At 66.3% G+C, this 15,266-nt stretch carries 10 protein-coding genes; 6 read left to right on the top strand and 4 right to left on the bottom strand.

The genetic code is table 11. The features are described 5' to 3' along the window. Positions 1–116: 116 nt before the first annotated feature. The 3 genes from ACQR1B_RS05740 to ACQR1B_RS05750 form a co-directional block, all read right to left on the bottom strand. Positions 117–1,445: a PQQ-dependent sugar dehydrogenase gene (locus ACQR1B_RS05740; protein ID WP_434835327.1), complete on the bottom strand. Its 1,329-nt coding sequence runs from the start codon at positions 1,443–1,445 to the stop codon at positions 117–119. Positions 1,446–1,526: 81 nt separating this feature from the next. Then, the gene (locus ACQR1B_RS05745; protein ID WP_434835328.1) at positions 1,527–3,323 is read right to left on the bottom strand and encodes a chloride channel protein; all 1,797 of its coding nucleotides are present in this window, start codon (positions 3,321–3,323) and stop codon (positions 1,527–1,529) included. Positions 3,324–3,510: 187 nt separating this feature from the next. Continuing rightward, entirely contained in the window at positions 3,511–4,743 is a 1,233-nt protein-coding gene (locus ACQR1B_RS05750; protein ID WP_434835329.1) for an acetyl-CoA C-acetyltransferase, read from the bottom strand. Positions 4,744–5,278: 535 nt separating this feature from the next. Here ACQR1B_RS05750 and dctA point away from each other — a divergent pair. Both dctA and ACQR1B_RS05760 read left to right on the top strand, forming a co-directional pair. Next, entirely contained in the window at positions 5,279–6,598 is a 1,320-nt protein-coding gene (gene dctA, locus ACQR1B_RS05755) for a C4-dicarboxylate transporter DctA (RefSeq protein WP_434835330.1), read from the top strand. Positions 6,599–6,840: 242 nt separating this feature from the next. Then, positions 6,841–7,761, top strand: a complete 921-nt coding sequence (locus ACQR1B_RS05760; protein ID WP_434835331.1) for a PepSY domain-containing protein — start codon at positions 6,841–6,843, stop codon at positions 7,759–7,761. 3 nt (positions 7,762–7,764) lie between these two features. Here ACQR1B_RS05760 and ACQR1B_RS05765 read toward each other — a convergent pair whose 3' ends face one another. Beyond that, positions 7,765–8,535, bottom strand: coding sequence for a TetR/AcrR family transcriptional regulator (locus ACQR1B_RS05765; RefSeq protein WP_434835332.1), 771 nt, complete (start codon positions 8,533–8,535; stop codon positions 7,765–7,767). 33 nt (positions 8,536–8,568) lie between these two features. On the opposite strand from ACQR1B_RS05765, the gene ACQR1B_RS05770 reads away from it, so the two are divergent. The 4 genes from ACQR1B_RS05770 (at position 8,569) to ACQR1B_RS05785 (ending at position 15,192) form a co-directional block, all read left to right on the top strand. After that, positions 8,569–10,149, top strand: coding sequence for an efflux transporter outer membrane subunit (locus tag ACQR1B_RS05770; protein ID WP_434835333.1), 1,581 nt, complete (start codon positions 8,569–8,571; stop codon positions 10,147–10,149). After that, positions 10,149–11,264: an efflux RND transporter periplasmic adaptor subunit gene (locus tag ACQR1B_RS05775; protein WP_434835334.1), complete on the top strand. Its 1,116-nt coding sequence runs from the start codon at positions 10,149–10,151 to the stop codon at positions 11,262–11,264. The genes ACQR1B_RS05770 and ACQR1B_RS05775 overlap by 1 nt, the downstream gene beginning before the upstream one ends. 34 nt (positions 11,265–11,298) lie before the next feature. Then, positions 11,299–14,373 (top strand): efflux RND transporter permease subunit, encoded by a 3,075-nt coding sequence (locus tag ACQR1B_RS05780; protein WP_434835335.1) that lies wholly within the window; start codon positions 11,299–11,301, stop codon positions 14,371–14,373. Between the two features lie 120 nt (positions 14,374–14,493). Beyond that, positions 14,494–15,192, top strand: a complete 699-nt coding sequence (locus ACQR1B_RS05785; RefSeq protein ID WP_434835336.1) for a PadR family transcriptional regulator — start codon at positions 14,494–14,496, stop codon at positions 15,190–15,192. Positions 15,193–15,266: the final 74 nt, after the last annotated feature.

The raw sequence follows: 15,266 nt of genomic DNA on the forward strand, positions 1-15,266 counted from the left end.
CCACCGGAAGCCGCCGGTTCCTAAGTTCCGCGCAAGGAACAATAGACTTGGCTGGAAATCGTCGGGTCGTGAGCGAAATCGCCTCGCGAAGAGATGGATGGCCCCCCAGGCGGCGCTCAGCGGCTCACGCGCCAGATCGTGCCGTTGCCGTCCTCGGAGATGAGCAGGCTGCCGTCGCGCGCGACGGTGACGCCGACCGGCCGGCCCCAGACCTCGCGGTCGTTGACGACGAAGCCGGTGACGAAGTCCTCGTATTCGCCGGTGGGCACGCCGTCCTTCAGGCGAATACGGATCACCTTGTAGCCGGTGCGCTTCGACCGGTTCCAGGAGCCGTGCTCAGCGGCAAACGCGTCGCCACGATACTCCGGAGGGAACAAGGTTGCGTCGTAGAAGGTCAAGCCGAGCGAAGCCGAATGCGGCTGCAGCAGCACGTCGGGCACGGTGATCTTGCCCTTGAGGTCGGCGCGCTCGCCGCGATGTCGCGGGTCCTCATTGTCGCCCATGTAGTACCAGGGCCAGCCATAGAACCCGCCCTCCTTCACCCGCGTGACATAGTCCGGCACGAGATCGTCGCCGAGGCCATCGCGCTCGTTGGTCGAGCACCAGGGCACCCCCGTCGCAGGCTGGATGGCGAGGCCGACGCAGTTGCGGATGCCGGTCGCGAACAGGCTCCGGTTCTTGCCGTCGGGATCGAAGGCGAGCACGCCGGCGCGATCGGTCTCGCCGCCCCAGGCCGCCCCGAGCGGATGGGACTTGATCCAGGCGGTGAGACCGCCCGCGGGATCTCCCAGGGCTTCGCCGACATTGCCGGCCGACCCGACCGAGACCAGCATGCGCTTGTCGTCCCGGGTGAACACGACATCGCGGGTCGAATGGCCGTAGCCGGCAGGAAGGTCGGCGATGGCCTGCAGCGGTCCGGACGCTTTCATGTCGCCGGCGCGATAGGGAAAGCGCATGACGCGCTCGGTGCTCGCGATGTAGACCCATTGCGGATCGCTGCTCGGATAGAACGCGATGCCGAAGGGATGGCCGAGCCGGTCGGCGAAGATCTCGCTTCCCGCGACCTTGCTGCCATCCTCGCTCGGGCGCAGCACGCGGACGCGCCCTGCCCGGGTCTCGGCGACGAAGATATCGCCATTCGGCGCGGTGCGGATGATGCGGGGCCCGTTCAGCCCCTCGGCGAACAGCGCGATCTTGAAGCCATCGGCGACCTTGGGAATGGCAGAGGCCGGCCGCTGCACCACGCGCGACACGTTGGCGGCCGAGGCGGTCGCGCCGGGCTTGGGCAGATCCTCGGGACGGATCAGCCTGACGGTGCCGGGCGTATCGGCCTGCCAGTTGCCGAAGGCGTCCTTGCCCTTGAGGACCGCGGGCTCGGCAACGGCGGCGGTCGCCACCAACATGCCCGTCACCGCCAGCCCGGCCACCTTCATCCGTCTCGTCATGCAGTCTCCTCGCGTCTCGAGCGGCCGGCAGCCTACCCCGTGCGCGGCCCGGAGATCACGCGCCGCGGCGACGTGACGCGATCACGATAGCGCGCCGAGCACGCCGCGCGTCGCCTGGTCGATCTCCTCGACATAGCGCCGGCGCGCGAACGACTCGGTCAGGAAGCCGATCACCTTGCGGCTGTTCTCAGACTCCAGCACCGCCAGCTCCTCGGCACCGGAATCGTCGAAGATCTTCATCGCCGTCTTGACGTTCATTTCGGGCAACAGCGCGACCTCGAAATATTTGGCGAGCTCGACCACCTGGATCTCGTCGGCGATCGAGTCCAGTTCGCCCGAGAACAGATCGGGCAAGGACACCAGCCCGCAATAATCATCGCTGTTGTTGACCACCACCACGGCCTGACGCGTGCCGAGCGCGAATTCGCGCCGGCAGGCGGCAATCGTGGTCGTGGTCGGCACCTTGGCGACGTCGGAGCGCATCAGGCGCTCGACAGTGAGGTTGCGCAGCCAGCCGACGTCATTGGCGCTGCGGATGGTCTCGCCGCGCAGATGCAGCCGCCAGGTCGAGAACGAATGGCCGAACAGCACGCGGACGCAGACCGAGGTAACGATGCAGGCGGCCAGCACCACGGCCGTGACGTCGACGCTGCGGGTCATCTCCAGCACCAGGAACGACATCGTCAGCGGCCCGCCGACGATCGCCACACCCAGCGTCGCCATGCCGGTCAGCATCGCGACCATCGGATCGAGCGCGCCGCCGAGACCGGCCATCGCGAGCAGCCCGGCGAACAGCTTACCCAGCAGGCTGCCGATGAACAGCGAGGCAAAGAAAAGGCCGCCGCGGAAGCCGGAGGCCAGCGAGATCAGGCAGGCGGCGAGCTTGAGCACGATGATGGTGGCAATGATGCCGACCGCCATCTCGCGATGCAGATCGAGCAGCATCGCGCCATGGCCTGCCGCCAGCACCTGCGGCGTCACGATCGCCATGGCGCCGACGCAGACGCCGCCGATCACGGGACGCAGCCAGACCGGGATGCGGACGAACAGCCGCTCCACCGCCGGCGAGGCGCGCATCACCACGATGCCGATGCCGGCGACGAGCAGCGCGAGCACGAACAGCGCGATGTATTGCTCGAAACCGACCGCACCGACCTTCTGGACTTCGAGGGAATACGGCGCACCGGCGAGATATTGCGAGGTCAGCGCGCCTGCCAGCGAGGCCGCCAGGATCGGCGCCGCGCTCCCGACGGAGTAGACGCCGACAATCAGCTCGCACGCATAGAACGCGCCGGTGATCGGCGCGCCGAACGCGGCAGCAATGGCGGCGGCGGCGCCGCAGCCGAGGATCAGGCGCAGATCGTTGCGGCGAAGCGTGAGGTACTGGCCGAGCAGCGAAGCGATGCCCGCTCCGATCTGGGTATAGCCGGCCTCGAGGCCGACCGAGGCGCCGGAACCGTTGGAGATCAGGGTCTGGCTGCTCACCACGATGCTGTCGCGCATCGACAGCCGCCCGCCGCGCAGCGCATTAGCCTCGACCGGATCGACGGCGGGCGCGATCTTCCAGCGCCGCCGCAGCCATTCCATGATGCCGAGGATGAGACCGCCGCACGCAGGCGCGACCAGCGCAGTGGCCGGATTGACCCAGGCATTGGCGCTGAGCCGGACGTCGATCGGAATGCCGTAGATGATCGTGTGGGCGAGCTGCGCGATCAGGCTCATCACTGTCACGGTCGCACCGGTGGCGACGCCGATCACCAGCGCCAGCGGTATCAGGTAGAATTCGTTGCTGCGCAGCAGCGCCCGCAGCCGCGTGACGCCACGGGCCGAAGCCTTGCGATCGATGATGTGCGACAGCGTCAGCAGCACGAGAGCCATTTCTTCTACGAGGAGGCCTCTACGTGGCAATAACCTGCTGCAATTTGCGGAACAAGCGCGAATTCTGACCTAACCGAAACGTGGTTGACCGGTCCGGAAAGTGGAACTGCCGCGGACCGAAACGACCGCGCCCGCTGCAACCTGTCTGCAGCGGGCGCCGATGGTCTTGATCGGGGAGACGGACGGCTCAGACCCGCTCGATGATGATCGCCGGAGCCATGCCGCCGGCCGCGCACATCGTCACCAGGCCGCGCTTGAGGTCGCGCCGCTCCAATTCATCCAGCACCGTGCCTATCAGGATGGAACCGGTGGCGCCAATCGGATGCCCCAGCGCGATCGAGCCGCCGTTCACATTGACCTTGGCGCGGTCGAGCCGGAGGTCGCGGATGTATTTCTCGGCGACGACGGCAAACGCCTCGTTGATCTCGAACAGGTCGATGTCGTCGATGCCAAGCCCGGCCTTGGCGAGCACCTTGCGGGTCGCCGGCACCGGGGCGTTCAGCATCAGGGTCGGGTCGTCGCCCATGTTGGCCATCGCCACCACGCGGGCGCGGGGCTTGAGGCCATGAGCCTTGGCGTAGGACGGCGACGCCAGCAGGATCGCGGCGGCGCCGTCGACCACGCCGGAGGAATTGCCGGCGTGATGCATGAACGAAATCTCGAGGCCGGGATAGCGCTGCAGGATCAGGCCGCGATAGGTCGTGCCCTTGTCATCGAGCGCGTAGTCGGCGACCACCGGGAAGGCTGGCTTCAGCCCGGCCAGCGCCTCGGCGGTGGTCTGCGGCCGCGGATACTCCTCGTGATCGAGCGCGAGGCTGCCGTCCTCGCGATGCACCGGCACCAGGCTGCTCTTGAAATGGCCGGCGGCGATCGCGGCCGCGGCACGCTTCTGGCTTTCCAGCCCGAGCGCATCGACGTCGGCCCGGGTGATGCCTTCCATGGTGGCGATGGCGTCGGCGCAGACGCCCTGGTGCGACTGCGGATGCAGCGCGCGCAGATGCAGGTTGCCGGCATCCATCATCAGCGGCCCCTCGCCGCGCCGGCCCTCCATCGACATCATCTCGCAGCCGCCGGCGATGACGAGATCCTCCTGGCCGGCCATGATCGAGCTTGCTGCGATGTTGACGCTGGTGATGCCCGAGCCGCAGAAGCGGTCGAGCGTCACGCCGGAGGCGCGGATGTCGTAGCCGGCATCCAGCGCCGACATGCGGCCGAGGTCGCCGCTCTGCGGCCCGCGCTGCGACGAGCAGCCCCAGATAATGTCGTCGACATCGCCGGTGTCGATGCCGGTGCGGTCGGCCAGCGCACGCAACACGGTGGCGCCGAGGCGCTGCGGATGCAGCCCGGCGAGCGCGCCCTTGCCCGCCTTGCCGATGCCGCGCGGGGTCCTGCAGGCGTCGATGATCAGCGCGTCGGCCATGATGTTCCTCTCCCTGTCGCGGCCGCCGCTGCGGCCGTCCTTGCCGCGTCGATAGCATTGCGCCGTCGCGCTCGACAACCATCGCAACTGCGCATCAGGCCTGAATCACCCTGGTCCAGCTTATTGAGCCGCAACGCTTTTCCGCGCCGTGGAACGAGCCTTCGCGCAGGAGATGCGCCGGTCCGCTGCAACACGACGTCAACGCGCTGACACGCTGCCGCCACGAGCAGCGCGCAGCTTTCACATATCTGCAAGCAGGGTGCGAAGACGTCGCCATAAGTCGATGGCCGCGCGAGGCAAATCGCCTGTCGCGTCACACGTGGATTGAAATGCCGGGAAGGATGCCGGACCGGTTGCGCGCCCGTGCGCCGATCGACCGCCATCAAGATATCCGTAAAATCATGGACAAACTGCAAACGCAGTCTGCCCGCCGATCATATTTGACGCGACGGCCCGAAGCTTTCATGACAGTGGCAGCCTTCCTCTGCGCCGCGATCCGCCCACGCCGGCGCCTACGACCCGACAGGACGTGATGATGAGCAGTTCGAGTTCGCCGGTTGTCGCGACCAGCACCCGCGACGGCAGCCGTGCGTGGTGGAAGGAGCTGTGGGTTCAGGTCATGATCGCGATGGCGGCCGGCATCCTGCTGGGCGCCGTGAATCCAGACCTCGGGGCGCAGATGCAGCCGCTGGGCGATGCCTTCATCAAGGCGATCCGGATGCTGATCGCGCCGATCATCTTCTGTACCGTGGTCAACGGCATCGCCCACATGGCCGACATGGCCAAGGTCGGCCGTGTCGCGATCAAGGCGCTGATCTATTTCGAGGTGATCACGACCTTGGCGCTGATCATCGGCCTTGCGGCGGTGAACCTGTTTCAGCCCGGCGCCGGCATGAACGTCGACCCCGCGACCATCAACTCCGCCACCATCGAGCCCTACGTCAAGCAGACCGCGGCGGTCGGCTTGGTGCCGTTCCTGCTCAACATCATCCCGCAGACTTTCGTCGGCGCCTTTGCCGAAGGCAACATCCTGCAGGTGCTGTTCATCTCGGTGATGTGCGGCTTCTCGCTGATCTGGCTCGGCGACCGCGCCAAAGCCGTCACCGACGTGATCGAGGTCGCCGGACAGATGATCTTCGGCGTGGTCAAGATCGTGATGTGGGCAGCGCCGCTCGGCGCCTTCGGCGCCATTGCGTTTACCGTCGGCAAGTTCGGCTTGGGCTCGCTGGCCAAGCTCGGCCTGCTGCTCGGCAGCTTCTACGTAACCTGCCTCATCTTCATCGCGGCCGTGCTCGGCCCGATCGCCGCCTTCGCCGGCTTCAGCCTGTGGAAGCTGATCCGCTACATCCGCGACGAGGTGCTGGTCTGCATCGCGACCACGTCGTCGGAGACGGTGCTGCCGCGCATGCTGGTCAAGCTCGAGGCGCTGGGCTGCGAACGCAGCATCGTCGGCCTCGTGATCCCCACCGGCTACTCCTTCAATCTGGACGGCACCTGTCTCTACCTCGCGACCGCGGCCGTCTTCCTCGCGCAGGCGACCAACACCCATCTCGACATCGGCCACCAGATCGGGCTGCTGCTGATCCTGCTGGTGACGTCGAAGGGCGCGGCCGGCATCGCCGGCGCCGCGTTCGTCGTGCTGGCGGCGACGCTGGCCGCCACCGGGACGATTCCCGTCGCCAGCGTCGCACTGGTGCTCGGCATCCATCGGCTGATGTCGCAGGGACTGACGCCGACCAACCTGATCGGCAATGCGGTCGCGACCATCGTCATCGCACGCTGGGAGAACGCGCTGGATTCGACGCGGCTCAAGCGAGTGCTCGACGGCGACAAGACGGCGTCCGATACGAATTGAGATGATCGGCGCAGACGCGAATCGGCGCTCACCGCATTGACGCCGATCAAACGATGCATGACCTAAAATTAATAGTTCTCTGCTTTCGCCCCCCTGCTGCGCTCGTTTAATGACGGCGCGATGGACGCGCACTGACCGCGCGGCATCGTCAGCGAAACGATCAGAAAATTCACGGAGCGAGCGCCTGCGGACAACAACCCGCCGCGCGACGCCATGGGCGGGACGATCATTCGGAGACGATCATGAACAAGCAGCTGCTGCTGAAACTCCACCGCTGGATCAGCCTGACCTTCGCGCTGCCGCTGCTCGTCATCATCGTCACCGGTTTGATCCTGTCGTTCGAGCCGATGGCGCAGGTCGCTGCCGTCAGGCCCGGGAGCGTCGATCCAGCGCGCGTGGTCGCGCTGATCAAGCAATTCGATCCGGACGGCAAGGCGCGCGGCGTGGCGATCGATGCATCCACGCAGCACGTCACGCTGCAGGGGGCGCCCGGCGCCGAGATCGACATCACGACCGGCGCAACTGCGGACAAGCCAGCCACGTCGAGCGTCTTCCTGTGGGCGCGCAGGACTCACGAGCACCTGATCGGAATTCCGGGTCTCACCGCGATCTCGACCGCAGCGATGCTGGTGGTCATGATCATGGGCATCCTCATGGGGCTGCCGCGGCTGCGCAACACGCTGTCCGGCTGGCACAAGGGCGCGGCATGGTTCACGCTGCCGCTGATCCTGCTGAGCCCGATCACCGGACTGTTCCTGCAATTCGGACTGACGTTCGCAGGCCGCGCGCCGCCGGCCGCGGCCAAGCGGATCTCGCTGCCGGAGGCGGTCGGCATCGTCGCCAGGGATCATGATCTGTCGTCGGTGAGTTCGATCGGCAATCGCGGCGGGCGGATGATGGCGCGGATCGTCGAGAGCGACGAGTTGCGCGCCTATGCCGTGACACCCGACGGCCTTTCCGCCTTGCCCCGCAACTGGCCGCGGCTGCTGCACGAGGGCAACTGGTCGCTGATCGGCAGCGCCGCCAACGTGCTGATCTCGGTGGTGCTGCTCGCGCTGCTGATCACGGGCGTGCTGATCTGGACGCAGCGCCGGCTGCGCCGTCCGAAGCGGACCAGAGAGCTTCCGGTGAAGCCCGCAGCGGCATCGCCGACGGCCTCGTGACAGTCACGGCCGCCTGGCCGGAGACCCCAGCGGACGCCTTGGCACGCTCTTCGGCGTCTTGGAACGCCCGCTTTGCCTCGTGCCACGGCGCCCATAGGCCGCGATGAAAACCTGGATCCCGCCCTCGAGCTGAGCCCGGTATTCGGCCGGGCTCGGGGCCTGCATCGACAGGGCCCACGTCAACGGCAACCGGCCCTGAATCAAGGTGAGAAACTGCGTTGCGGCAAGCCGGACATTGGGGATTTCGAGCAACCCCTGAGCCTGGGCCGCGCGCAGAAAGGCCGCGACGTCGGCATCACAGCGATGCGGGCCGGACCGCATGAAGGCTTCCGCGATCGCCGGATAGCGCGAGGCGCATGACATGATCAGCCGATGCATCGCGAGCCCCCTGTCGTCCAGGAACAGGGCCAGGAAACGGCGCGCGATCTCACGCATGTCCCGTTCGATGTCGATGGCACAATCGTTTTCCATCCACAGCGGTTCGCCGCCGCTTCGGCAATAGTCGTCGACCAGCGCCAGGAGCAACGCATCCTTGTCGGTGAAATGCGCGTACAGCGTTGCCTTCGACACACCCGCGTGGCGCGCGATCGCGTCCATGCTCGTCGTATCGAAGCCGCCCTCCAGGAACAGCGTCCACGCGCTGTCGAGGATCTGAGCGTGCTTGAACTCGGCGCGGCCGGCGGCAGCTCCCGTCCGGCCTGGGTGTGTAGGAGATGTGACCATCCCGATCCCTATCGTCAACGTGACTTGACTGCAGGCTGACACACCAAGCATGTTCCCTCAACGGGAACGAAACGGTTTAGTTTTATGACGAATCATGTCGAAATGTTTTGCGGCTGCCTCAGGCTGGTTCCGCGAGGGGGCGGGAAGTTCGCGCCGCTCGGTCTCGTCGGCTGCAGCGTGCTGCTCGCGTCCTGCGCCATGGGACCGGACTTCGCGTCGCCCGATGCGCCGGCCGCAACGGGCTATGTGAGCGAGCGCCGCCTCGCTGCCACCGCCAGTGCCACGACCCCGGGCGGCAATGCGCAGAACTTCGCAGCGGGAAACGACCTGACCGGCACGTGGTGGGCGCTGTTTCATTCCCGGCAGATCAACGCCTTCGTCGAGGAGGCGATTCGCAACCATCCGGACATCGAAGCGGCCCAATTCGCACTGCGCGCGGCGCGCGAGAACGCGCTGTCGCAGCAGGGCTCGCTGTTTCCCCAGGTGAGCGCGAGCGGATCCGCCGAACGCACGCAGGCTTCGACGACCCAGAACGGGGTGTGGCCCGGCCAGACCTCGCTCTACACGCTCTATGGCGCGTCGGTCAGCGTCAGCTATGCGCTCGACCTGTGGGGCGGCACGCGGCGCCAGGTCGAAGCGCTGCAGGCTCAAGCCGACTATCAAGCGTTCAAGATGGAGGCGACCTATCTGGCGCTCACCGCCAACGTCGTGACGGCAGCGATCACCGACGCCTCGCTGCGCGACCAGATTGCGGCGACGGAGGAGATCATCAAGGCCGAGACCGATCAGCTCGGCCGGATCCAGCACCAGTTCGACGTCGGCGCCATCTCCAAATCCGACGTGCTGTCGCAGGAGGCAACGCTCGCGCAGGCCAAGGCGACCTTGGCGCCGCTGCAGAAGCAACTCGCGCAGCAGCGCAACCAGTTGATGGCCTATCTCGGCCGACTGCCGAGCCAGGACCGCGGCGAGCACGTGACCCTGTCGGAGCTGCGGTTGCCGCGCAAGCTCCCGGTGTCACTGCCCTCCTCCCTCGTCCGCCAGCGTCCCGACATCCGGCAAGCCGAGGCCACCTTGCATCAGGCGACCGCAACGGTCGGCGTCGGCATCGCCAATTTGCTGCCCCAGGTCACCCTGTCCGGCAGCTACGGCGCGAGCGGCCCTGAACGACTGTTCACGCCGACGACCCTCGTTTGGGACGCAGCCTCGAGCGTCAGCCAGAAGCTGTTCGACGGCGGCGCGCTGTATCATACCAAGGAAGCCGACGTCGCGACCTTCGAGCAGGATCTGTCGCTCTACAAGAGCACGGTCATCACCGCGTTCCAGAACGTCGCGGATTCGCTCCGCGCCATCCAGTTCGACGCCGAGGCGCTGCGGGCCCAGGCCGCCGCCGAGAAGGCCACCGCCGACAGTCTCGCCATGGCGGTCGAGCAGTTCAAGAGCGGCGCCGTGCCCTACGCCAACGTCATCAACGCGCAGCAATCCTATCTCAACGCACGCGTCTCCCGCATCAAGTCGCAGGCGACGCGGTTCACCGACACCGCGGCGCTGTTCCAGGCGCTCGGCGGCGGCTGGTGGAATCGCCAGGACGAGACACCAGCGGCGCTGCCCCGCACCAATCCCGGCTATTTCGCCGGCCCCAATCGGACCATCCAGGAAGCGATGTAATGAAGAAGCGCATGACGATCATGCTGGCCGTCATGGCCGTTCTGTTCGGTGGCCTCTACGGTTTCCAGACCTTCAAGGGCATCATGATCGCCAAGGCGATCGGCGCCATGGCCAACCCGCCGCAGACGATCTCGACCGCGGTCGCGGCCACGGCGCCGTGGCGCTCCAACCTCACCGCCGTCGGCTCGCTGCGTGCCGTGAACGGCGCCGATCTGGCGCTGCAGGCCGCCGGCATCGTGCAGAGCATCCAGTTCAATTCAGGCGATACGGTCGAGGCCGGTCAGCAACTGCTGCAGCTCGTTGCGACCGACGACATCGCCAAGCTGCAGTCGCAGCAGGCCACCGCCGAGAACTACGCCATCGTCGTCAAGCGCGACGAGGAGCAGATCAAGTTCAACGCCGTGAGCCAGGCGACGCTCGACAGCGACCGCGCCAACCTGAAGAATGCGCAGGCGCTGGTGGCGCAGCAGAAGGCCATCGTCGAACAAAAGACGCTGAAGGCCCCGTTCGCCGGCCGGCTCGGAATCCGGTCCGTCGATCTCGGACAGTTTCTCAGCGCCGGCACCACGATCGTGACCCTGCAGAGCCTCGATCCCATCTTCGTCGATTTCTACCTGCCGCAGCAGTCGCTCGCCGCTATCCGGATCGGCCAGGACGTCGCCGTCACCCTCGATGCGTTCCCCGCCGAGCGCTTCACCGGCCAGATCTCGGCGATCAACGCCAAGGTCGATTCCACCAGCCGCAACGTCCAGGTCCGCGCCACCCTGCGCAACGACGCCGCCCGGCTGCTGCCGGGCATGTTCGCCAAGGTGGAGATCGCGACCGGCAGCCCCGAACAGCTCGTCACCCTGCCGCTGACGGCCGTTGTCAGCAATCCCTACGGCGATCTCGTCTACGTCGTCGACGATCTCAAGGACGGCCAGGGCAAGGCACGGCAGATGTTCGTGAAGAGCAAGCCGGCCAAGGGCGACCGGGTCGCGATCACCGAGGGTGTCAAATCGGGCGAGACGGTCGTGATCGCCGGCCAGCTGAAGCTGCGCAACGGCAGTCCGGTCAAGATCGACAACTCGCACGTGCCCGTCGCCGAGGCGGCGCCGAACGTCGTCGATCAGTAGTTCGCGCAAGCCTCCGACGTCAGAGCCAACATCCATGCGTTTCACAGATATCTTCATCCGCCGCCCGGTGCTGGCGCTCGTCGTCAGCGCACTCATCCTCGTGCTCGGCCTGCGCTCGATGTCGACGCTCGCGATCCTGCAATATCCGCGCACGCAGAACGCAATCGTCACGGTCAGCACGACCTATGCCGGCGCCGATTCCGACATCATCGCCGGGTTCATCACGACGCCGCTCGAGAACGCGATCGCCCAGGCCAACGGCATCGACTACATGACCTCGACCAGCGTGACCGGAGGCAGCACCATCACGGTGAACCTGCGCCTCAACTACGATTCCGGCAAGGCGATGACCGAGATCAACGCCAAGGTGAACTCGGTGCTGAACCAGCTTCCGAGCGGCACGCAGCAGCCGACCTTGACCTTGAAGGTGGGCCAGACCATCGACGCGATGTATATCGGCTTTGCCAGCGACGTGCTGGCGCCCAACCAGATCACCGACTATCTCACCCGCGTGGTGCAGCCGAAGCTGCAGGCCGTCTCCGGGGTGCAGACCGCCGAACTGCTCGGCGCCAAGAAATTCGCGCTGCGCGCCTGGCTCGATCCCGACAAGCTCACCGCCTATGGCCTGACTGCGACCGACGTGTCGACCGCGCTGTCGGGCAACGACTACATCTCCGGTCTCGGCACCACCAAGGGCCGCCTGGTCCAGGTCGACCTCGCCGCCGCGACCAACCTGCATTCGCTCGAACAATATCGCAACCTGGTCGTCAAGCAGGTCAACGGCGCCATCATCCGCCTGCGCGACGTCGCGAGCGTCACGCTCGGCAATGACGACTACGATTCAGCGACCCGCTTCAACGGCAGAACCGCGGTCTATATCGGCATCCAGGTGGCGCCGACCGCCAATCTGCTCGACGTGATCAACGGCGTGAAGGCGGTCTATCCGGAGCTGCAGCGGCAATTGCCGAACGGCATCACCAGCGCGGTGCTCTACGACTCCACCGACTTCGTGAATTCCTCCATCGACGAGGTGATCCACACCTTGGTGGAGGCGATCGGGATCGTGATCGTCGTCGTGTTCATGTTCTTGGGGTCGTGGCGCTCGGTGCTGATTCCGGTGATCGCCATTCCGCTGTCGCTGATCGGCACCTTCGGCCTGATGCTGCTGATGGGATTCTCCATCAACCTGCTGACCTTGCTGGCGCTGGTGCTCGCGATCGGCCTCGTCGTCGACGATGCCATCATCGTGGTGGAGAGCGTTCACCGCCTGATCGACGAGGGCGTGCCGCCGGTCGAGGCCGCGATCCAGTCGGCGCGCGCGCTGGCGAGCCCGATCGTCGCGATGACCGTGGTCCTGATCGCGGTCTACGTGCCCGTCGGATTCCAGGGCGGCCTGACCGGCGCCCTGTTCACCGAATTCGCCTTCACGCTCGCCGGCGCCGTCACGGTCTCGGCGGTGATCGCGCTGACGCTGTCGCCGATGAACTGCGCCTGGCTGCTGCGCCGGACCGAGCGTGACGCGACGACGCTGGAGGCGCGGCTGGTCCGCGCCATCGACCACGTCCTCGAACGCCTGTCCCACGGCTATCGCCGCGGGCTCGAAAGCGTGTTCGCGACCAAGTCGGTGGTGGTGGTGTTCGCGCTGCTGCTGCTGGCGATGATCCCCTGGCTCTATGTCCATTCGACCAGCGAGCTCGCGCCGGACGAGGATCAGGGCATCGTGCTGTCGCTGACCTACTCGGCGCCCTCGGCCACGCTGGAGCAGCGCCTGTTCTACGGCCAGCAGCTTTATGATCTCATCGCCGAGCGGCCGGAGACGCGCACCGTGTTCCAGATCGATGCGTCGACACAGGTGATCGGCGGCTGGGTCTTGAAGCCGTGGGACCAGCGCAAGGCGACGACCAAGACCCTGCAGCCGGAATTCCAACGGCTGCTGAACGGCATCGCCGGCGCGCGCTCGGTCGCGTTCCAGCCGTCACCGCTTCCGGGCAGCAGCGGCCTGCCGGTCCAATTCGTGATCGGCACCACCGGCGGGTTCAATGAGCTCAACGACGTCTCGCGCGAGTTCATGACCAAGGCGCTGGCGAGCGGCAAGTTCATCTTCCTCGACAGCGACCTGAAGATCGACAAGCCGCAGACCACGGTGGCGTTCGACCGCGACAAGGCCGCCGATCTCGGCCTCAAGATGAGCGATCTCGGTGGCGCGCTCGCGACCATGCTGGGCGGCAGCTATCTCGACTATTTCAGCCTGGATGGCCGTTCCTACAAGGTGATCCCACAGGTCAAGCAGAACGACCGGCTGACCGACTCGCAAATCCTGGACTATTCGATCCGCGCCAGCAGCAATACGATGGTGCCGCTGTCGACGGTGGCCCACCTCGAGCGCAAGACGGTTCCCGAGCAGCTCAATCACTTCCAGCAGATCAACGCCGCGACCATTTCCGGCGTGGCGATGCCGGGCGTGGCGATGGGCGACGCCCTCGCCGCGCTGAAGGAGATCGCCACATCGCTGCCGACGGGCTATTCGGTCGACTATGGCGGCGCCTCGCGGCAGCTCGAACAGGAGTCGGGCGGCTTCGTCACCACCTTCGTGTTCGCGCTGATCATCATCTTCCTGGCGCTGGCCGCGCTGTTCAACAGCTTCGTCGATCCCGTCATCATCCTGGTATCGGTGCCGCTGTCGCTGGCCGGTGCGCTGATCTTCATCAGCCTCGGCATCGGCGGCGCCAGCATCAACATCTACACCCAGGTCGGCCTCGTCACCCTGATGGGCCTCGTCAGCAAGCACGGCATCCTGATGGTGGAGGTCGCCAACGAGCTGCGTGAGAAAGGCAAGGACCGCACCGAGGCGATCATCGAAGCCGCGACCATCCGGCTGCGGCCGATCCTGATGACGACGGCCGCCATGGTGCTCGGCGTGATCCCGCTGATCACCGCCAGCGGCGCCGGCGCGGTGTCGCGCTTCAACATGGGTCTCGTCATCGCCACCGGCCTGGCGATCGGCACGCTGTTCACGCTGTTCGTGGTCCCCGTCGCCTATGCGCTGATCGCCCATCGAGGCACCGCGCACGAAACGACCGCTGACACCGCCGTGCCGGCCGCTCAATAGCAGGAAAAATTCTCGGTAAATCAGCAGCTTGTCTCAGCATCCGAGGTGTCTGCCCGATCCCCATTGACAAAAGACACACTGAAACGATATATCGTTCGTACGCAACGGAGATCATATCGTATGAGACATCACCATTGGACTTCCGATCGCCACGGCTGGGACGAGGAGCGCGAGCATCGCGGCTGGGGTCGTCATCGCCGCGGTGAGCGACACCACGGCTTCGACGAGGCGAGTGACGACGCTCGCCTGGCCGGCCGTGGTCCAGGCTTCGGCCGCCATCGCGGGCCGCGCCTGTTCGAAGGCGACGGCCGGCGCGGCGGCCGCGACGAGTTCGGGCGTGGCGGCGGCGGTCGCTTCTTCGGCCCCGGCGACCTGCGCAGCCTGCTGCTGTGGCTGATCGGCGAGAAGCCGCGCCATGGCTACGAGCTGATCAAGGCGGTCGAGCAGTTGGTCGGCGGCTCCTATTCGCCGAGCCCCGGCTCGGTCTATCCGATCCTCAGCCTGCTCGAGGACATGGGCCAGATCGAAGCCGCATCGGCCGAGGGCGGCAAGAAGCTGTTCGCGATCACCGACGCCGGACGCCAGGCCCTGAAGGACGACGCCGCCGCGATCGAGGGCCTGCTCAGCCGGATGCGTATCATGGCCCGCGCCATGGGGGGCATGCACCCGCCGGAGCAGGTGCTGCAGACCGTGCAAACGCTGAAGATGGCGCTGAAGATGCACCGGCCCGGTTGGAGCGAGGCGGAAGCGAAGCGCGTCAGCGACATCCTCAGCCGCGCCATCGCCGAAATTCAGGGCGACGACGACGGCGCGAGCTGACATCAGCATCAGCCAGGAGCGGATGCGTAGCAACCGGCATCGCGATTCATGTTGGCGCCGCACAGAAGCTGCAC

Source organism: Bradyrhizobium oligotrophicum, from assembly GCF_051168495.1.
In the GTDB taxonomy this organism is placed as follows: Bacteria; Pseudomonadota; Alphaproteobacteria; order Rhizobiales; family Xanthobacteraceae; genus Bradyrhizobium; species Bradyrhizobium oligotrophicum_A.

Bases quoted from the DNA above. Each gene is read 5' to 3' on its own strand.
- ACQR1B_RS05740 (WP_434835327.1), bottom strand. From the start codon at position 1,445: ATGACGAGACGGATGAAGGTGGCCGGGCTGGCGGTGACGGGCATGTTG.
- ACQR1B_RS05775 (WP_434835334.1), top strand. From the start codon at position 10,149: ATGAAGAAGCGCATGACGATCATGCTGGCCGTCATGGCCGTTCTGTTC.
- ACQR1B_RS05765 (WP_434835332.1), bottom strand. From the start codon at position 8,535: ATGCTTGGTGTGTCAGCCTGCAGTCAAGTCACGTTGACGATAGGGATC.
- dctA (WP_434835330.1), top strand. From the start codon at position 5,279: ATGAGCAGTTCGAGTTCGCCGGTTGTCGCGACCAGCACCCGCGACGGC.
- ACQR1B_RS05770 (WP_434835333.1), top strand. From the start codon at position 8,569: ATGACGAATCATGTCGAAATGTTTTGCGGCTGCCTCAGGCTGGTTCCG.
- ACQR1B_RS05760 (WP_434835331.1), top strand. From the start codon at position 6,841: ATGAACAAGCAGCTGCTGCTGAAACTCCACCGCTGGATCAGCCTGACC.
- ACQR1B_RS05785 (WP_434835336.1), top strand. From the start codon at position 14,494: ATGAGACATCACCATTGGACTTCCGATCGCCACGGCTGGGACGAGGAG.
- ACQR1B_RS05750 (WP_434835329.1), bottom strand. From the start codon at position 4,743: ATGGCCGACGCGCTGATCATCGACGCCTGCAGGACCCCGCGCGGCATC.
- ACQR1B_RS05780 (WP_434835335.1), top strand. From the start codon at position 11,299: ATGCGTTTCACAGATATCTTCATCCGCCGCCCGGTGCTGGCGCTCGTC.
- ACQR1B_RS05745 (WP_434835328.1), bottom strand. From the start codon at position 3,323: ATGGCTCTCGTGCTGCTGACGCTGTCGCACATCATCGATCGCAAGGCT.